17 protein-coding genes are annotated in these 18,912 nt (G+C 36.7%); 13 read left to right on the top strand and 4 right to left on the bottom strand.

What is annotated here, in order from left to right:
- The first annotated feature begins 15 nt into the window (after nt 1-15).
- The 8 genes from metG to DSM00_RS01375 all read left to right on the top strand — a co-directional run bounded on the left by metG (nt 16) and on the right by DSM00_RS01375 (nt 9,288).
- A complete protein-coding gene (gene metG, locus DSM00_RS01410; RefSeq protein WP_128756236.1) occupies nt 16-2,097 on the top strand; it encodes a methionine--tRNA ligase in 2,082 nt (693 codons plus the stop codon).
- Between the two features lie 130 nt (nt 2,098-2,227).
- Complete coding sequence (locus DSM00_RS01405) at nt 2,228-4,363, top strand: Tex family protein (RefSeq protein WP_128756235.1); 2,136 nt, start codon at nt 2,228-2,230, stop codon at nt 4,361-4,363.
- On the top strand, nt 4,356-5,258 hold the full coding sequence (locus DSM00_RS01400) for a histone deacetylase family protein (RefSeq protein WP_128756234.1): 903 nt from the start codon (nt 4,356-4,358) through the stop codon (nt 5,256-5,258). Before DSM00_RS01405 ends, DSM00_RS01400 begins: the two co-directional genes overlap by 8 nt.
- A 101-nt stretch (nt 5,259-5,359) precedes the next feature.
- Entirely contained in the window at nt 5,360-5,896 is a 537-nt protein-coding gene (locus tag DSM00_RS01395) for a hypothetical protein (protein ID WP_128756233.1), read from the top strand.
- A gap of 135 nt (nt 5,897-6,031) precedes the next feature.
- The gene (locus DSM00_RS01390) at nt 6,032-6,433 is read left to right on the top strand and encodes a VOC family protein (protein ID WP_317127829.1); all 402 of its coding nucleotides are present in this window, start codon (nt 6,032-6,034) and stop codon (nt 6,431-6,433) included.
- 183 nt (nt 6,434-6,616) lie between these two features.
- The gene (gene acs / locus DSM00_RS01385) at nt 6,617-8,530 is read left to right on the top strand and encodes an acetate--CoA ligase (RefSeq protein WP_128756232.1); all 1,914 of its coding nucleotides are present in this window, start codon (nt 6,617-6,619) and stop codon (nt 8,528-8,530) included.
- Between the two features lie 115 nt (nt 8,531-8,645).
- Entirely contained in the window at nt 8,646-8,909 is a 264-nt protein-coding gene (locus DSM00_RS01380) for a CD225/dispanin family protein (RefSeq protein WP_128756231.1), read from the top strand.
- Nucleotides 8,896-9,288 (top strand): DUF2752 domain-containing protein, encoded by a 393-nt coding sequence (locus tag DSM00_RS01375; RefSeq protein WP_128756230.1) that lies wholly within the window; start codon nt 8,896-8,898, stop codon nt 9,286-9,288. Before DSM00_RS01380 ends, DSM00_RS01375 begins: the two co-directional genes overlap by 14 nt.
- 5 nt (nt 9,289-9,293) lie before the next feature.
- Here the strand turns inward: DSM00_RS01375 and DSM00_RS01370 are convergent, their stop codons facing one another.
- Nucleotides 9,294-9,626 carry a single-stranded DNA-binding protein gene (locus DSM00_RS01370; RefSeq protein WP_128756229.1) on the bottom strand — a complete coding sequence of 111 codons (333 nt, stop codon included), beginning with the start codon at nt 9,624-9,626 and terminating at the stop codon, nt 9,294-9,296.
- 314 nt (nt 9,627-9,940) lie between these two features.
- Here DSM00_RS01370 and DSM00_RS01365 point away from each other — a divergent pair, with 314 nt between their 5' ends.
- Nucleotides 9,941-10,441, top strand: a complete 501-nt coding sequence (locus tag DSM00_RS01365) for a hypothetical protein (protein ID WP_206633776.1) — start codon at nt 9,941-9,943, stop codon at nt 10,439-10,441.
- A 111-nt stretch (nt 10,442-10,552) separates the two neighbouring features.
- The gene (locus tag DSM00_RS01360) at nt 10,553-10,900 is read left to right on the top strand and encodes a hypothetical protein (protein WP_128756227.1); all 348 of its coding nucleotides are present in this window, start codon (nt 10,553-10,555) and stop codon (nt 10,898-10,900) included.
- Nucleotides 10,901-10,905: 5 nt separating this feature from the next.
- Here DSM00_RS01360 and DSM00_RS01355 read toward each other — a convergent pair whose 3' ends face one another.
- Entirely contained in the window at nt 10,906-11,367 is a 462-nt protein-coding gene (locus tag DSM00_RS01355; RefSeq protein WP_128756226.1) for a CBS domain-containing protein, read from the bottom strand.
- A 135-nt stretch (nt 11,368-11,502) separates the two neighbouring features.
- Here DSM00_RS01355 and DSM00_RS01350 point away from each other — a divergent pair, with 135 nt between their 5' ends.
- Together DSM00_RS01350 and DSM00_RS01345 are read left to right on the top strand one after the other, a co-directional pair.
- Nucleotides 11,503-13,809, top strand: a complete 2,307-nt coding sequence (locus DSM00_RS01350) for a M20/M25/M40 family metallo-hydrolase (protein ID WP_164916276.1) — start codon at nt 11,503-11,505, stop codon at nt 13,807-13,809.
- Nucleotides 13,810-13,831: 22 nt separating this feature from the next.
- On the top strand, nt 13,832-14,632 hold the full coding sequence (locus tag DSM00_RS01345; RefSeq protein WP_128756224.1) for an SDR family oxidoreductase: 801 nt from the start codon (nt 13,832-13,834) through the stop codon (nt 14,630-14,632).
- Nucleotides 14,633-14,715: 83 nt separating this feature from the next.
- On the opposite strand, the gene DSM00_RS01340 is transcribed toward DSM00_RS01345, so the two are convergent.
- A complete protein-coding gene (locus tag DSM00_RS01340) occupies nt 14,716-16,041 on the bottom strand; it encodes an aspartate kinase (RefSeq protein ID WP_128756223.1) in 1,326 nt (441 codons plus the stop codon).
- A 100-nt stretch (nt 16,042-16,141) separates the two neighbouring features.
- Here DSM00_RS01340 and DSM00_RS01335 point away from each other — a divergent pair, with 100 nt between their 5' ends.
- On the top strand, nt 16,142-16,783 hold the full coding sequence (locus DSM00_RS01335; protein ID WP_128756222.1) for a hypothetical protein: 642 nt from the start codon (nt 16,142-16,144) through the stop codon (nt 16,781-16,783).
- Between the two features lie 50 nt (nt 16,784-16,833).
- Here DSM00_RS01335 and DSM00_RS01330 read toward each other — a convergent pair whose 3' ends face one another.
- Nucleotides 16,834-18,897: a M13 family metallopeptidase gene (locus DSM00_RS01330; RefSeq protein WP_128756221.1), complete on the bottom strand. Its 2,064-nt coding sequence runs from the start codon at nt 18,895-18,897 to the stop codon at nt 16,834-16,836.
- Between the last annotated feature and the right edge of the window lie 15 nt (nt 18,898-18,912).

The following is an 18,912-nucleotide window of genomic DNA, read 5'->3' as shown; positions in this document are numbered from 1 at the left end:
AATTTTATATTTATTATGACTCCTAAAAGATATACAATAACCGCAGCACTGCCTTATACAAACGGCCCTATACACATAGGTCACTTAGCAGGCGTGTATGTGCCGGCAGATATTTATACACGCTACTTACGAGGTATTGACAAAGATGTAGCTTTTATATGTGGTAGTGATGAGCACGGTGTTGCAATAAGTATCAAAGCCAAAAAGGAAGGGATTACGCCTCAGGAAGTTGTTGATAAATACAATAAAATTATCAAAGATTCATTTGAAGATTTTGGAATTTCTTTTGATAATTATTCTCGTACTTCTGCGGAAGTACATCACAATACTGCATCAGAATTCTTTACAAAACTTTACGAAAAAGGTGACTTTATAGAAGAAGTTACAGAGCAGTTATATGACGCCGAAGCAAATCAATACCTGGCAGATCGCTTTGTAATAGGTACTTGCCCTAAGTGTGGTAATGAAGAGGCTTACGGTGATCAATGTGAGAGCTGTGGCTCTTCTCTTAATGCGACAGATCTTATCAACCCAAAATCTACTATATCTGGCGCAAAACCTGTTATGAAAGAAACCAAACACTGGTTTTTACCTTTAGAACGTTATGAAGACTTCTTAAAACAGTGGATTCTTGAGGATCATAAAAAAGATTGGAAGTCTAATGTATACGGGCAATGCAAATCCTGGATTGATGATGGTTTGCGACCACGTGCTGTAACTCGTGATCTTGATTGGGGAATTCCAGTTCCGGTAGAGGGCGCAGAAGGTAAAGTTTTATATGTTTGGTTTGATGCTCCCATAGGCTACATCTCCTCTACAAAAGAGTGGGCTGCACGCGAAGGAAAAGATTGGGAACCTTACTGGAAAGATGAAGACACAAAACTGGTTCATTTTATAGGAAAAGATAATATCGTTTTTCATTGCATTATTTTTCCTGCCATGCTTAAAGCAGAAGGCAGTTATATCTTACCCGACAATGTACCTGCAAACGAATTTTTAAATCTCGAGGGCAATAAGCTCTCTACTTCAAAAAACTGGGCAGTTTGGTTACATGAGTATCTTCAAGATTTTCCGGGACAGCAAGATGTTTTGCGTTACACATTAACTGCAAATGCTCCAGAAACAAAAGATAATGATTTTACGTGGAATGATTTTCAAGCGAGAAACAATAATGAACTGGTTGCTATTTTTGGAAATTTCATCAACCGTGTGGTTGTATTAACGAGTAAATATTATGAAGGTGTAATACCCCAGCCGGCAGCTTTTAACGAAGAAGACGAGCGTGTTCTTGCCGAAATGAAGGCTTACCCTGCTGTGATTGCCAGTTCGATTGAGCGTTATCGCTTCCGCGAAGCGCAAAATGAATTGATGAATGTAGCGCGATTAGGTAATAAATACCTAGCAGATGCTGAGCCGTGGAAAACGGTAAAAACAGATGCAGAACGCACACAAACCGTAATGTATGTTGCGCTACAAATCGCAGCAAGTCTAGCTGTTTTAAGCGAGCCCTTTTTACCCCACACCGCAAAAACTTTAAAAGAAATGCTGAATATGGAAAGTAATGATCCGCTAATGACATTACCTCAACCATTGAGCTGGTCAAGCTTAGGCGAAAAAATAGATTTACTGCCTGTAGGTCATACGATTAATGCTGCTGCATTGCTCTTTAGTAAGATTGAAGACGAGCAGATTCAAAAACAATTAGATAAACTAGAAGCCACAAAAATGAGTAATCAAGCTGAAAACGCAACGGTAACACCTCAAAAAGAAACCATCGAATTTGACGATTTTACCAAATTAGATATGCGTGTGGGAACCATTATTGAAGCGGAAAAAATGCCAAAAACAAAGAAACTTTTAGTCTTAAAAGTAGATACTGGTATTGATGTACGCACTATTGTTTCAGGTATTGCAGAAAGTTTTACTCCCGAGGAAATCATAGGGAAACAAGTTACTGTTTTAGTTAATCTTGCTCCTCGCGCATTGCGTGGTGTAGAAAGCCAGGGAATGATTTTAATGACTGAAGATGCACAAGGTAAACTCGTGTTTATGAACCCAGATACTGCCGGTGTAAAAAATGGTGGGGTGATTAGTTAACTATTTTAAGCTCCCCTCTTTCATAAGATGGGAGTTTTTCAGCTTTGCTAAATAAGGGTGGTGTTTTTCGCATAAATTTCTTGCGATAAAGTCTGCCCTTTTTCATTCAGATTAAATTATTTTATCAATTATGTCCGCAATCCTCTCCTACCTCCTATCTCAAACTAACCTTCCGGAAAGTAGCATTAAAAACACCTTGCAGTTACTTGATGAAGATGCGACTATTCCGTTTATTTCTCGTTATCGTAAAGAACGTACCGGGAATCTCGACGAGGTACAAATAGGTGAAATTGTAACCTATAAAGAGCAGTTTGAAGCGTTGGAAAAGCGAAAAGCAGCCATTCTAAAAGCGCTTAAGGAGCAGGAGTTTTTAACCCCGGAACTCAAAAAGCAAATTAGTAACACCAGTGATTTAATCGCTCTTGAGGATCTTTATTTACCCTATAAAAAAACTCGAAAAACCAAAGCAGACACCGCCCGTGAAAATGGTTTGGAGCCACTTGCTAAAATCATAATGGCGCAAAATACCCGTGATCTGGAAGCTGCTGCTGTGACGTTTCAAAACGATACAATTAGCTCAACAGATGATGCGCTGGAAGGTGCCCGTCATATTATTGCAGAATGGGTAAATGAGCGTGCAGACATTCGTAATTATTTACGTAATCAATTAGAGCGCCACGCACAGATTGCCACTAAAGTTGTCAAGTCTAAAAAAGACGAAGAAAAAGCGCAGAAATACAAAGATTATTTTGAGTGGGATGAGTCATTAGCGCGTATTCCTTCTCATCGGTTTTTAGCATTAATGCGTGCTGCTGAAGAAGGTTTTATTCGGTTAAAAGTTGAGATTGATGATGATAAAGCCTTCCAAAATATCGAGAATCGCATTATAAAATCTAACAATGCCTGTGCAGACCAGATTCAAATGGCAATTGCAGATTCTTATAAGCGTTTACTATTTCCCGCATTAAGTAATGAGTCATTAGGCGCTGCAAAAGATAAAGCAGACAACGAAGCGATTTCGGTTTTTGCAAAAAATTTACGTCAGCTGCTATTAGGTTCGCCACTCGGCGAAAAACGTATTCTCGCACTTGATCCAGGTTTTAGAACGGGATGTAAAGTGGTTTGCCTTGATGAAAATGGCGGATTGCAACACAACGAAACCATCTATCCGCATCCACCTAAAAACGACACAAAAGGCGCAATGCGTAAAATAAGTTTTCTGGTCGACGCACATAAGATAGAAGCTATTGCAATTGGTAATGGTACCGCTAGTCGGGAAACCGAACAGTTTATCAAACGCATGCAATTCAATAGAAATATAGATGTTTTTGTAGTGAGCGAAGCCGGCGCTAGTATTTATTCGGCTTCTAAGATTGCCCGTGACGAGTTCCCTAATTATGACGTGACAGTGCGCGGCGCGGTTTCTATAGGTCGTCGTCTTGCAGACCCACTTGCTGAACTGGTGAAAATTGATGCAAAATCCATTGGCGTAGGACAATACCAGCACGATGTAGATCAAACAAAGTTGAAAAACGAACTCGACCGTGTGGTAGAAAGTTGCGTAAATACCGTGGGCGTAAATATAAATACGGCCAGTGTCCCATTGTTGAGTTATGTTTCAGGAATAGGTCCTAAATTGGCAGAAAATATTGTTGCCTATCGTGACGAAAAAGGTGCTTTCGCTTCGCGGAAAGAAATTTTGAATGTTCCGCGATTGGGTGCAAAAGCCTATGAACAAGCCGGTGGGTTTTTACGCATAAAAGATGGTGAAAATCCGCTAGACGACTCTGCTGTGCATCCCGAGCGTTACGATTTGGTCGAAAAAATGGCTAAAAAACTAAAAGTTTCCGTAGCAAACCTAGTAGGAAATAAAAGCATTTTAAAAGAAATAAGCCTCGAAGATTACGTTACCGACGAGGTGGGCTTACCTACACTTAAAGACATTTTAGACGAATTAGAAAAACCCGGACTCGACCCGCGGGAGCCGGCAAAGGCTTTTACCTTTAATCAAAACATACGTAAAATTGAAGATCTGGAAGTTGGCCAACTGCTTCCGGGGATTGTGAATAACGTGACTAATTTTGGTGCTTTTGTAGATATTGGGATTAAAGAAAGTGGTTTGATTCACATCTCAAATCTCGCCGATGGCTTTGTAAGTGATGTAAATGCCCACGTAACCTTACAGGAACATGTGGTAGTAAAAGTCCTCGAGGTAGATATTCCGCGAAAGCGTATTCAACTCAAATTGCACAAGCTGAATGCTTAAAATTGCCTATCATCCAATTTATAAGCATCCTTTACCCGAAGGACACCGCTTTCCGATGGAAAAATATGATTTGCTCCCAAAGCAACTTTTGCACGAAGGCACCTGCACTGAAGTCAACTTTTTTGAACCTGGTTTTCCTGAGGAAAAATATCTTAAAGCTGTTCATACTGCTGCGTATGTAGATAATTTAAAGAAGCTCAATCTAGACCGAAAAGCGATACGCAAAAATGGTTTTCCGCTGTCTCAAGAATTGGTAGATCGTGAACAAATCATCGCTCAAGGAACGATTCTGGGCTGTCAATATGCTATAGAAAATGGCATTTCTTTTAACATTGCAGGTGGTACTCATCACGCTTACAGCGATCACGGGGAAGCCTTTTGTTTATTAAATGATCAAGCGATTGGAGCACGCTACCTTCAGGCTAATGAGTTAGCTCAAAAGATTCTTATTGTAGATCTGGATGTACATCAAGGCAATGGTACAGCAGAAATTTTTCAGGGAGATGACTCGGTGTTTACATTTAGCATGCACGGCGCAGGTAATTATCCGTTTAGAAAAGAAGTTTCTGATCTCGACATTGCCGTGCCAAACAAAAGTGACGACCGCATTTATCTAGCATTGCTAAAAGAAACCTTACCGGAATTAATTAAGAAAGTAAATCCAGATTTTATCTTTTACCTCAGCGGTGTTGACATTTTAGAAACCGATAAATTGGGACGACTTTCTTGTACAGTAGAAGGCTGCAAAGAGCGCGATCGTTTTGCACTAGAATGTTTTCGCGATAGTGAAATACCCGTTCAAGTAAGTATGGGTGGTGGTTATTCTCCTCAAATAAAGACTATTATTGATGCGCACGCCAATACCTATAGGCTTGCTCAAGCTCTTTATTTTTAGCCAATTAACTTAAAAAGTTGGGTGTTTTTCCCATATTTAAATTAAAACATTGATATTCAGTATATTAATTTTAATTTTGTAAATCACATAACCTATTTGATATGAAAAATTTAAAAACCTTTTTTGCCCTTTTTATTTTAGCTACTTCTCTAATCTCATGCGATGCAGTTGATGATCTTACTGAAATTGAAGTTGATACTGAAATTTCTGAAGATTTTACTATTGTAGTAACTGAGGGAGAGACATTTTCAGAATCACTTTCTGTAAGTATTAATGATGAAAATGTTCAAGACAATCTTGATAAAATAGAAAATATAGAAATTGAAAGCCTAACCTATCAAATTATAAGTGTTAGCGGGACTGAAAATGTAACTGCTATCGGAGAGTTTTCAATAGCCAGCAGTAGTTTCCCATGGTTCTCTTATTCAGAGAGCGACTTTGTTAACCTTACCGCTGCAGCCGAGGCTGGAACCGTTTATGAAATTGAAGTCGACGAAGATGTTATAAGCGCATTTGAAGCAGATTTAAGAAGTGGAGCAACTGCTTCTATTATTGCAACCGGAACAGTATCTGCGTCACCGGTGACATTTGTTGTACGCGTTAAAGCAAAAGTAAATGTAGTTGTAGATGCTATCTAACAGCAGTTTTAAAATTTAAAACAAAAACCCGATGCACTGCATCGGGTTTTTTATTTTATGTAGTACTGCAATGCATAATCAAGATAAGTAAGTATAGAAAATCCCATTCTATAAAATTAAAAATATTACCGACATTTGAGTAAATTAAATCTTGTGCTCGATTTTAAATTTAATCATATAGCATTATCTGTCAAGGATGTGGCTAACTCTATAGCCTTTTATCAAAGCATTTTTCAATTTCCTGAAATTGAAAATACTGCATCCTCGTCTAATACGCGCTGGCTAGAAATAGGAGAAGGAAGACAACTTCATTTCATACCCCGACCCGAAGCCATTATCAAAACCAATAAAGCTGTTCATTTTGCGCTTTCTACACCAGATTTAGATGTATTTATACAGCACCTCAACGATTTAAATATCGAATATTCAGACTGGCGTGGCACCCTAACAAAAGATTACATTCGCAAAGATGGTATTGCTCAGGTTTATTTTCAAGATCCCGATGGCTATTGGATTGAAGTAAATAATGCCATCTAAGTAATTTTATGAATAAAAATTCACCTTATCATCTTACCTGCTGATAATCAGTTTAATTCACTTTATCTTCAAAAATAATAGTAAAAAGTCTCGTTATATTTATCATAAGCAGACTCAATACTTGCCTCTAAATCGACAACGTTTTAGTAATTTTAAAGGTTACAACTACAATTATTAGCCTCCATGAGTAATTATCACATAAAACACTTAGAAGAGTATTTTCAAGTTTATCGTAAATCTGTGCGCAATCCAGAAAGTTACTGGGAAGAAATTGCTGAAGAACACTTTCTGTGGCACAAACGGTGGGATGAAGTTTTAAGTTATGATTTTGAAAAACCGGAATTTAAATGGTTTAAAGGCGCAAAATTAAACATTACCGAAAATTGCATCGACCGGCACTTAAGAACCCGAGGAGACAAGACTGCTATACTTTTTGAACCAAATGATACTACTGAAAAAGCACAACATATAAGTTACAACGAACTCCACGAGCGAGTTTGTAAAATGGCGAATGTGCTGAAAGATAAAGGGGTGGAAAAAGGTGATCGCGTATGTATTTATCTGCCTATGATTCCAGAATTGGCTGTTTCAGTACTAGCTTGTGCACGTATTGGAGCTATTCACTCTGTAGTCTTTGCAGGTTTTTCTTCAAAAGCACTAGCTACTCGTATTAATGATTCTTCGTGTAAAATGTTAATTACTAGCGATGGATCTTTCCGCGGAAATAAAAAAATTGATTTAAAAGGAATAGTGGATGCCGCATTAGAAAATTGTGAGTCTATAGAAAATGTGCTGGTGGTGAAGCGTATTGAAACCAATATTTCTATGCAAAACGGTCGGGATATCTGGTTGCAACCTTTACTGGACAATGCTTCTTCCTCTTGCGAACCAGAAATAATGGATGCTGAAGATCCATTATTTATTTTATATACTTCTGGTTCTACCGGCACTCCTAAGGGGATGGTTCATACCACTGCAGGTTATATGGTATACGCTGCTTTTACCTTTAAAAATGTATTTCAATATAGAGAAGATGATGTGTACTGGTGTACAGCAGACATCGGCTGGATTACCGGTCATAGCTATATTGTTTATGGACCATTAGCAAATGGAGCCACGACAGTTATGTTTGAAGGTGTTCCAAGTTATCCCGACTATGGTCGTTTTTGGGAAATTGTAGAAAAACATAAAGTAACGCAGTTTTATACGGCTCCAACTGCCATACGCGCCCTGGCAAAAGAGAAAACAGAATATGTCGAGAAATATGACTTATCAAGTCTTAAGATTTTAGGTACCGTGGGTGAACCTATTAATGAAGAGGCGTGGCACTGGTATGATGAGAACGTAGGTAAGAAAAAATGTCCTATTGTTGATACGTGGTGGCAAACTGAAACCGGAGGAATTATGATCTCTCCTATTCCCTATTCTACACCGGCAATTCCCACTTTTGCTACTTTACCATTACCTGGAATACAACCTGCTTTAATGGATGAAGAAGGCAAAGAAATAAAAGGCAATCAAGTAGATGGACGTCTTTGTATAAAATTTCCGTGGCCATCGATGGCACGTACAATCTGGAATAATCACCAGCGCTATAAAGAAACTTACTTTTCTGCATATAAAGGAATGTATTTTACCGGTGATGGGGCTTTGCGTGATAGTGTGGGTTATTATAGAATTACAGGACGCGTTGATGATGTGGTAATTGTAAGTGGTCATAATCTAGGAACTGCACCTATTGAAGATGCAATTAATGAACACCCCGCTGTAGCAGAAAGTGCAATTGTGGGTTACCCTCATGAGATTAAAGGAAGTGCGCTTTATGGTTACGTAATTTTGAAAGAAACTGGAGAAACCCGTAATCAAGACAATCTTAGAAAAGAAATAAATCAATTAATTTCAGATCGTATTGGACCCATTGCAAAATTGGATAAAATTCAATTTACGAGTGGATTACCAAAAACACGAAGCGGAAAAATAATGCGTCGAATTCTACGTAAAATTGCGTCGAACGACACTTCAAATATTGGAGACACAAGTACTTTATTGAATCCCGAAATTGTTGAAGAGCTAATGGAAAATGTTATAAGCAGCTAACAAGCTGGTTGTAATCAGTTATAAACTGAAGTTTTAAATAACTTTACTTTTAATTAAATGCGCTCTTCTAAAAGAATTATTAATTTAGTCGTTTACTAACCTATTAAAATACAGCATGAATACTATTAACAATCAAAACCCTCCTAAATCTTGGTTGGTAGAATCTATATTAGCCACAATATTCTGTTGCTTACCATTTGGTATTGCAGGAATTGTAAACGCTGCTAAAGTAGAATCAAAATTTGCTCAGGGAGATCTAGAAGGCGCAGAACGCGCTTCAGCAAATGCAAAAAAGTGGACACTTATAAGTGCTGCTCTAGGAGTTCTTGTTGTTGTGTTAGCTTTTATAGGTACTATGTTAGGCTTTGTCGGAAGTTAATACTAAAACATATTATTATATAGGTTTTGCACTTTTGGGTTTAGGTTTACTCGTATTTTATAAAACCTATAATCCAGAAGTGCATTCCTATTTTCCAAAGTGTCCTTTTTTATCACTTACTGGTTTGCAATGCCCAGGATGTGGTTCACAACGTGCCGTACATCATCTTTTAAATGGCCATTTTGTAAATGCTTTTAAACAAAATGCGTTACTACTATTAGCAATGCCCTATGTTTTACTTGGACTCTTTTTAGAGTTTAAAAAACCATTGAGTAAAAAATTATTGAATATTAGAAAGCGCTTTTTTGGGTCCACAGCTATCTGGTGTATTCTAGGAATAATCTTTACATTTTGGATTTTTAGAAATCTAACGTTTTAAAAAATCTATTTACTTAAAAGCAATAATTCGTCACAAACGATTTCTGTGATATACCGTTTTTCACCTTGTTTAGTTTCATATGATCTAGAGGTAAGTTTACCTTCTATCGCGATCTCTTTACCTTTAGCAACATAATTTTCTACTAATTCTGCTGTTTTACCCCAGGCAACAACATTATGCCACTGCGTATCGGTAATGCGCTCTCCATTGTTATTTTTATAATTCTCATTAGTAGCGATACTGAATTTTGCCAGTTTCTTACCTGATTCTAAATTGACGATTTCAGGATCATTACCTAAATTTCCGATCAACTGTACTTTGTTTCTTAATGTGCTCATGATTTTTATTTTTCGTTAAACAGTTAATTTATTTTCGCAAAGGCGAATACTTAGGTCAGTAAGCTGTAAGCATTGCAACTTAATGACACTGCAAAGATGAAGTAGCCTAAGAGAATCACTCGTTTATTAATCAGTTACTTACGTTTATTGTCGATTGTAAACGCTTACAATCACTTACAATTACATCTTATATCATCTCTAGTTTCTACTTCACATCAAAATCATTGTGCACTAAAAATTAGAAGTAGTTATACGTAAGCTAACTATTAACTATATATTTAAATTTTAATTAAATGCTCAAAAAACTCATTGTTATGATAAGGTTGAAACAATTTTCTCTACTATATACACTACTACTTATAGTCGTTTTTACAGCCTGTTCAACTGATGATAACAATACAAATTATAAGGTTTCTTACACGTTACAGGATCTAGAAGTCATTCATAATGGTGACTCCAAAGGTTGGAATCTAGAAGCACACTACAATAATTACAATTCAAAATCATTAAATTCTGACAATGCGTGTTTCATAGATGAGAAGTATACCTTTTTAGAAGATGGAGCGGTAGATGTTTTATCTGGAGACATAAATTGTTTTGCAGATGATACACAAACTGAAAACACTATTGTTACTTATATATTTAATGAAGATAATGGAAGTGTGTATATTCGATATGCGAAAAATGCCGAATTAGATGAAGTAACAAAATCGATATTCTTTAGTTTACAATTAGTAGAACTAGAAGAAAATCTGATGATTTTTGCAGCAGGAGATCGAGATAATTATGGAAAAGCATTAGTTTTTAGACGTTAGTGATTTTTACTATTTAAATTTTTAAATACATCAATCTAATAACCGTATTTAACACACAACAAATTGATTATCAACTACTAATATCATATTTTAGTAATTAACTTAGTTCTTATGCAGAAGACTTGTCCAGAGTGTGGTGATAAAATTATAGGCAGAGCAGATAAGAAGTATTGTAGTGATGCATGTAGAAATTCTGCCAATAATAAATTAAATACAGACAGTAAGAATCTTGTGCGTAACACCAATAATAAGCTACGCAAGAATTATAGAATATTAGAAAAACTAAATCCTGATACTAAAACCAAAACCACTAGAGAAAAACTAGTTCTTGCTGGTTTTGATTTTGAGTTATTTACGAGTATATACACCACAAAAGCTGGCACAACATATTTCTTTGTGTACGATCAGGGATATCTTCCTTTAGATGGAGACTTTTACGCATTGGTAAAGCGTAAATAAAACAGTTACTTCCAGGTAGCTCCTTTAAGTTGTAATGCTGCTTTTATAACATCCATTTGACTTATTTGGCCTATAAGTTTTCCATCTTCAACAATGGGAAACCGTCTGTGCTTACGTTCAATAAAAAAACGAGCTGCATCAAAAACATTCATATTAGCATCTATTGTTTCTACATCAATAGCCATATTTTGTCCAACAGTGGCATTAAGCATAGGTAAATTATGATACCGACTATCAGATATGTGTTTGATACAATCTCCTTCAGAAATAACTCCTAAGAGCTCATTATTTTCATTTATAACAGGAGCACCAGAGATTCGGTTTTTAATAAGTTTTTCCATAACCTCCATAATAGATTGATCTGGAGTAAATGTTATTAATTTCCGAGTCATATAATCTGCTACCGTAATATTTACTTCATCTGCAATGACCTTTGAGCGCTTGCCCATAAAACTCTTGATTCCCATATGATTAGATTTTAGATTCCTTAAGTTACCTATTTTTTTTGGAAATCACGAGCTCCTTTTTTGAGCTCTATAAGCTAATTTTAGATATTGTGCATAATGCCTAATCCAACTACCTTTATCCTTCATTTTAGATATATGAAAATTAATTACGCTGCAATTCTCTCGTTTTTACTTCTGTTAGGCCTTTTCTATTATAGTTTTTCTACTCATAAACCACAATCTATTTCTGGAGCTGAAACGCCATTAACACAATTCTCAACTACCCGAGCTATGAGTTATGTAGACTCTCTTGCTCAGCATCCTCACAGTGTAGGGGTGCCTGCCCATAAAAAAGTTCAGGATTATATTGTTCAACAATTGACTGCTATGGGTCTCAAGGTAGAACTTCAAAGTGATTTTGCGTATAAGCCGGGATGGGGAGCTTTAAGCAGAGCTGAAAATATTATTGCAAAAATTCCCGGCGATGGTTCTGGACAAACATTATTATTAATGTCCCACTATGATAGTGCTCCACATACGCAATCACGTGGCGCGAGTGATGCCGGAAGCGGAGTTGCTGCAATTTTAGAAACTGTGCGTTCCTTTAAAGCTAAAGGTAAAAAGGCAAAAAATGATATAATTATTCTCTTTACAGATGCTGAAGAATTAGGTCTCAATGGGGCTTCTATTTTTGTAAATAAGCATAAATGGGCAAAAGATATTGACCTAGCCCTCAATTTTGAAGCTCGAGGCAGCGGCGGCCCCTCTAACATGATTGTTGAAACAAATGGCGGAAACGGAGCTCTTATCAAAGCATTTGCAAAAGCTAATCCTTCTCATCCTTTTGCAAACTCGTTAATGTATAGCGTTTACAAGCTTCTACCAAATGATACAGATTCTACAGTGTTACGTGAAGATGGAGATATCGATGGTTTCTTTTTTGCATTTATTGGTGATCATTTTGATTACCATACGGCCAATGATATTCCTTCACGGTTAGATCCTGCTTCATTAGAACATCAAGGAAGATATTTGACAGCACTACTCGACTACTTTCAAGACGCAAATCTAAATTTAAAAGCAGAAGAGGATTATGTTTACTTGAATATGCCCCTACTAAAAATGATGTATTATCCATTTAGCTGGATATTACCTATGTTAGTGGGTGCGTGGATTCTATTTATAGCTCTACTAATATATGCAGTAAAGAAAAAAGAACTTAAACTTATTACTATTGGTCGCGGCTTCTTACCTTTAATAATATCATTAATTGTAGGCTACATTCTAAGTCTTGGATGGAATTTAATCCTAGCTATAGACCCTGCACAGGCAGATATTTTACAAGGTTTTCCTTATAATGGTTATGAATTATTAACCGGTTTTGTGGCGCTAATGATCGCTATAACCTTTGCTGTTTATTATTTCTTTTATAAACCCAATGATGCTGCATCGTTAAGTTTTGCACCGTTGTTTTTTTGGTTATTAATTGCCACTGGTGTAGGTATTTATTTAGAAGGCGCTTCCTTTTTTGTAATTCCAGTTTATTTTGGATTACTAGCTGTTTTTGTGATTTTGCAAAGCGGCAAACCCAACTTATTTATTCTAACACTTCTCTGTGCTCCAGCTATATTTATTGTAGCGCACTACATTAAAGAATTTCCGGTAGGGTTAGGTTTAAAAATGCTGGTTGCAGCCTTAATGTTAACTGTTCTGCTTTTTGGCTTATTGCTTCCGGTAATTGGGTATTATAGAATGAAAGCTAAACTTGCCATCGCATTTGCGCTTGTAAGTATTGGTGCTTTTATTTCGGCGTACGCCAAGTCAGATTTTACTGAAGATCGCCCGTTTCCAACAAGTTTGAATTATATATATGATGTAGATAGTGGAAACACCTTTTACGCAACCTATAATACACATCTAGATGACTGGTTAAAACTAACACTAGGAGAAAACCCAGAAGTTGCCTCAGAAATTTTTAACACTGCGGGATCGGGAAAATATGGCAGTAAATTCACTTTTGCCAAGAAAGCTCCTAAAAAATTTATTGCACCATCACAAATCTATACATCTCGTGACACCGTTATAGATGGAAAGCGATTTCTAAATTTTAGTGTATTCCCACAACGCAATGTGAACGATATAGTTTTATTTTTATCAAAAAACGTAGTTCTAAATACAGCACGTTTTAATGGACAGGAAGTTCAACTTGAAAATGATGAAACCAGCGTTCTCAATAATAGAAATTCTGATTACCTATTAAGTTATAGACTCACAAATAGAGAGCCATTAGAAGTAGAACTGGTAACAGAATCTAAAGCTGCCCTCGACTTTACCCTATTTGATTATAGTTATGATCTTTTAGAGAACACAGACTTTGACTTACCTTCGCGGCCTATAAATACAATGCCAATGCCTTTTGTTAATACAGATGCGCTCATTACAATTCAGCATTTTAATTATTAAACGGCTTTATACACTTTAGATTATGAGTACGATTGCAATAGCGGGTTTAGGATGGTTAGGTTTGCCCCTAGCTGTTCAATTACAAGAATTAGGTCATACTGTAAAAGGTTCTGTAACCTCTAAAGAAAAAAAAGCACAATTAGCTTCTTATGGAGTTGATGTATATCAAGTAGAAATTGCAGAAGATGAAATACGCGGTGAGATAACTAATTTTTTAGCTAACGTAGATATTTTAGTTGTTCTTATTCCGCCAGGATTACGTCGTAACACAGGTCATAATCACGCACTTCGAATGGCTCAATTACTCGACGCCATTCAAAATGCATTAGTTAAAAAGGTTATCTTGATTAGTAGTACTGGTGTTTATGATGACTCCCAAGGTGTAGTGACCGAGGCAGATGTACCTAAACCGCAAGACGTTAAAGGAAACCAACTTCTAGAAGTAGAACAGCTGTTTTTTAAGTCATCTACAAGTGACAATACGGTAATACGCTTTGGAGGGCTGTATGGCGGAAGTAGAAATCCGGTAAAATATCTCTCAGGAAGAACCGACTTAACAAATGGAGATGCACCTGTGAATATGATTCATCGTCAGGACTGTATAGGTATTATTTTAGCTGTTATCTATAAAAATGCTTATGGGCATATCTTTAATGCCGTGAATCCAGAACACCCATCTAAGAAAGAATATTATACGACACAAGCTGAGCAATTAGGCTTAGAACCACCTCATTACAACTCAGAGGAAGAACATGTGTACAAGCAGGTAGATTCAATAAATATTAAGTCTGTACTCGGATATTCTTTTCAGAAAAATCTATAAAAAAAACCCGGCAAGCACATACCGGGTTTTCAAGGAATTCTTCTGGTTGGTCAGAAGAAAGGCTAACACTAACTAACAGCGTTTTAAGCTACTGTTTCTTGCAACTGAAACAATTGCGCATTTAAAAATTGTAGGGCATTTATTTTTTCACGAGTAGGAACGAGAAGTGAAATATTATTATTGCTTCCTCCGTAGGCAATCATACGCACCGGAATAGAGTTTAGAATTCCGAAAGCTTTATAAGATTCTTGATCTGCTATAAGGTTTTCTCCTACAATACAAATGATACTATGATCTTCTTCAACAGTCACTTCTGCAATTACAGATAGTTCTGTAATAATCGCTTTTAAATGACTGGAATCATCAATAGTTAATGAAATAGCAACTTCAGAAGTTGTAATCATATCTATAGAAGTCTCGTGGCGGTCGAACACCTCAAATATGGTTCGTAGAAAACCGTGAGCTCCTAGCATTCGGTTAGATTTTATTTTTATTGCAGTAATACCATCTTTAGCCGAGATAGCTTTAAGTCCGCGGTTATGATATTCATTTGATATTTTTGTTCCTGGAGCAGAAGGCTCAAATGTATTTTTTAACCATACGGGAATATCTCTGTCAATAACAGGTGCCACCGTTTGCGGGTGCAGGATTTTTGCTCCAAAATAAGCTAGCTCTGCAGCTTCATTATACGTCAAATGCTCTATAGGATTTGTACCCTCAACATATCTAGGATCGTTATTATGTAGTCCATCAATATCGGTCCAAATCTGCACTCCTTCTGCAGATACAGCTGCGGCTATGATAGTCGCACTAAAATCACTTCCTCCACGTTTTAGCGTTGCCAAAGAACCTCGCTCATCACGACATACAAAACCTTGCGTAATATATAATTGAGACGGATTTTGCTCTAATTGCGGTAACAACGCTTGTGATACTGCCTCAATATTAGGATTTTCTACAGAGCCAACGTTCATAAATGTACTTGCATCAAGCAATACATTAACCACATTTTCTTGTGTTAGAAACCTAGAAAACAAAGAAGTAAGCATTGTTTCCCCGTAGGTTACTAATTCCGCATAGGTAGTTAAAGTACGACCGGCTCGCGCTACATTATCTATATTTATAAGAAACTCATCAATTTGCGCCCGAGCTGATGCTTGATTTTCTGCTGTAAATAAATCATCTATAGCCTCATTGTGTTTTGCGCGTAATTGCTCGATCACCTCATCAATACGTGCAGTATTTTTATCTATGCTTGCCTGATTAAGACTCACAAGTAAATTAGTAACTCCAGACATTGCAGATAACACTACAATCTTAGGGCTTTCTGTTACCGCAAGTATCTCTACAACTTTTCTAATATTTTGGGCACTTCCTACAGAAGTTCCGCCAAATTTTAAAACATTCATCTTCATTAATTTAGTAGTGCATAGTTAAACCGAAAAAAAGAAGACTGAAAAAAATTCAACAATTTTATATAAATTTGTACAAATTGTTAAATATATAACATTGAAAACAATCACCTCTGTAGTTGAGCAGCTTATAAAACACCAGCCTTATACTGAAGACGCTCTTATGCGTAAAATTATAAACTATAGCGCTCTAGCCGAAGATTTTCAGCCTAGAATTGAAAAAGAGCTTGGTAAAAAGGTTAATGTTGGATCTATCGTAATGGCATTACGACGATATTACCCACAAAAAAGACTAGATGAACGGGTGATGCGAGATCTAGGAGATATTGTCGTACGTAGTGGTATAACAGACTTCACCTTTTTAAATTCGAATACAATTTTAGAGAGTCAGTCTAAACTACTTGAGCAAACAAAAAATATTCCGAAGGCCTATTTAACATACTCCAGCACATTTCATGAAAGTAACATTCTGGTGTCTAATGATCTCACTAAACTTGTCGAAGATTGTTTTGCAAATGAAACCTGCGTGATGGTAAAACACGATTTGTCTTCCTTATCTATAGCGTTGCCTGTTAATAACTCAAAAACAGTAGGTCTCTATTTTTATATTTTTAAGTTGCTGGCTTATGAGGGAATACCAATTTTTGAAGCCATTTCAACATCAAATTATTTTACCTTATTCCTCGAGAAAGAATACGTTAATCAGGCATTTGCACTTATAAATGAAATTAAAGGGTAAAAAAAACCCGAAAGCGATGCTTTCGGGTTTTTTAAATAATTATAATATAATTACCAGATTCGTACTCGTTTTTCTACCGGTACAAACATTGCATCCCCTTCTTTAATATTAAAAGCTTCGTAAAAAGCATCTATGTTTTGAAGTGGTACATAAGCACGATACATACCTGGAGAATGTGGGTCTGTCTTAATACGCGTTCTTAAAGCATCATCACGCATTTTTGTACGCCAGATAGTTGCCCAGCTAATGAAAAAACGCTGCTCTGCAGTAAAACCGTCTATAGGGCCTGGTTTTTCATTTTTCTCATAGAATTTTTGCAATCCTGTGTATGCAGCAAGCAATCCACCTAAATCACCGATATTTTCACCCAATGTGAATTTACCATTAATATAAAGACTGTCTGCTACTTCTATAGCGCTGTATTGTTCTGCTAAAGCTCCACTACGCTCAGAAAACGCAGATAAATCTTCATCTGTCCACCAATTTTTTAAATTACCATCACCGTCAAATCGTGAACCACTGTCATCAAAAGCATGTGAAATTTCGTGACCAATTACAGCTCCAATCCCACCATAGTTTACTGCTTCATCGGCCTGATAATTGTAAAATGGAGGTTGTAAAATAGCCGCTGGAAAAACAATCTCATTAAATGATGGATTAAAATAGGCGTTTACGGTTTGAGGAGACATTCCCCATCTAGTCTTATCTACCGGCTCTTTGTAATCTGCATTATTTTTATCTTCTGCCCAGGAACCTGCTGCTAATAGATTTTCAAAATACGTTTTATCTGCGCTGATTTCTAATTTTGAATAATCTTCCCACTTATCAGGATAGCCTATTTTTACTGTAAACTTGTCTAATTTATCTATTGCCTGAAGTTTAGTAGAATCTGTCATCCACTCCAGGTTGTTAATACGATCTCTAAACGCATCTTTGATATTGTCAATCATCGCCTCGGCTTTTGCCTTTGCTTCCGGAGGAAATACTTTATCTACGTATAATTTACCTAGAGCCTCTCCTAAAGTATTATCTACAGTTTCTAATGCACGCTCATCTGCAGGTTTCTGTTTTGGCGTTCCGTTAAGCGTTTTACTGTAAAACTCCCAGTTTGCATATTCTAGCTCTGTAGTTAAAGCATCTGACCACGAGTTAAGAGTTGCCCATCTCATAAGTAATTTTAGGTCATCAACAGCTGTTTTTGCTAAAACAGTTTGTAATGACTGCATATATTTAGGTTGTAACACAATTACCGTATCAACTTCTTTTGATAAACCTTGATTTTCAAAATAGGCTTTCCAGTTAATTGCTGAAGTCATTTTTTGAAGTTGCGCAACGCTACGTGGATTATTCATATTGCGAGCATCTCTGCGAGCAACTTTGTCCAGCCTAGGTTCTGCTAATTTAGTTTCAAGTGCTAAAATGCGATCGGCCGCTGCTTTTGAAGTCGCTTCGTCATCTCCGGCATATTGCAACACCCAGCTAATATAATCTTTGTACTGCTCACGTATTTCTTTTGATTTTGCATCTTGCTCTACATAGTAATCGCGATCTGGTAAACCTAATCTTCCCGGAGCAATATACCCTGAGTTCATTTTACTGTTAGAAAAATCTGAAAATACACTGAAGTTTACAAAAGGAGAAACCACACCATTACGCTGCTGGCCTACCTTTTGAATATCTTGTACAGATGTGATTGCTGCAATACTTTCTAATGCAGGCTGAAGCGGCTTTAAACCAGCAGCATTACGAGCAACAGTATCTAACTGTCCTTCATAAAGAGCTAATGCCTTTGCTTGATCTGTTTTGGGACCATAACTTTTTTCTTTTTGAGCGTCTGCAATAATCGCTAGAACATCTTCTCTGGTTTTTTTACGCAGTACGCTAAAACCTCCCCAAGTAGATTCTTCTTCCGGAATTTCTGTATTACGCATCCAATTTCCATTTACAAAATCGTAAAAGTTGTCTTGCGGTTTTACCAAAGTATCCATATTTGCAAGATCTAAAGCAGGTATTTTTAATTCTGCAGTATCTTGCTTTTTAGCTTCATCCTTACAGGATGTTAAACTCAATATTCCCAGTGAAACAGGGAGTATCATTCGTGCAATTTTATTCATATATAATTTAAAAAA

The sequence above is a fragment of the Leeuwenhoekiella aequorea genome, assembly GCF_004104375.1.
Classification (GTDB): domain Bacteria; phylum Bacteroidota; class Bacteroidia; order Flavobacteriales; family Flavobacteriaceae; genus Leeuwenhoekiella; species Leeuwenhoekiella aequorea.
Note: the sequence above shows the minus strand (reverse complement) of the source record. Positions and strands in the feature narration are given on the sequence as shown.

Coding starts and splice junctions, on each gene's coding strand:
- DSM00_RS01370 (WP_128756229.1), bottom strand. CDS start 9,626: ATGAGCACATTAAGAAACAAAGTACAGTTGATCGGAAATTTAGGTAAT.
- DSM00_RS01340 (WP_128756223.1), bottom strand. CDS start 16,041: ATGAATGTTTTAAAATTTGGCGGAACTTCTGTAGGAAGTGCCCAAAAT.
- acs (WP_128756232.1), top strand. CDS start 6,617: ATGAGTAATTATCACATAAAACACTTAGAAGAGTATTTTCAAGTTTAT.
- DSM00_RS01360 (WP_128756227.1), top strand. CDS start 10,553: ATGCAGAAGACTTGTCCAGAGTGTGGTGATAAAATTATAGGCAGAGCA.
- DSM00_RS01330 (WP_128756221.1), bottom strand. CDS start 18,897: ATGAATAAAATTGCACGAATGATACTCCCTGTTTCACTGGGAATATTG.
- metG (WP_128756236.1), top strand. CDS start 16: ATGACTCCTAAAAGATATACAATAACCGCAGCACTGCCTTATACAAAC.
- DSM00_RS01350 (WP_164916276.1), top strand. CDS start 11,503: ATGAAAATTAATTACGCTGCAATTCTCTCGTTTTTACTTCTGTTAGGC.
- DSM00_RS01395 (WP_128756233.1), top strand. CDS start 5,360: ATGAAAAATTTAAAAACCTTTTTTGCCCTTTTTATTTTAGCTACTTCT.
- DSM00_RS01400 (WP_128756234.1), top strand. CDS start 4,356: ATGCTTAAAATTGCCTATCATCCAATTTATAAGCATCCTTTACCCGAA.
- DSM00_RS01405 (WP_128756235.1), top strand. CDS start 2,228: ATGTCCGCAATCCTCTCCTACCTCCTATCTCAAACTAACCTTCCGGAA.
- DSM00_RS01355 (WP_128756226.1), bottom strand. CDS start 11,367: ATGGGAATCAAGAGTTTTATGGGCAAGCGCTCAAAGGTCATTGCAGAT.
- DSM00_RS01365 (WP_206633776.1), top strand. CDS start 9,941: ATGATAAGGTTGAAACAATTTTCTCTACTATATACACTACTACTTATA.
- DSM00_RS01380 (WP_128756231.1), top strand. CDS start 8,646: ATGAATACTATTAACAATCAAAACCCTCCTAAATCTTGGTTGGTAGAA.
- DSM00_RS01345 (WP_128756224.1), top strand. CDS start 13,832: ATGAGTACGATTGCAATAGCGGGTTTAGGATGGTTAGGTTTGCCCCTA.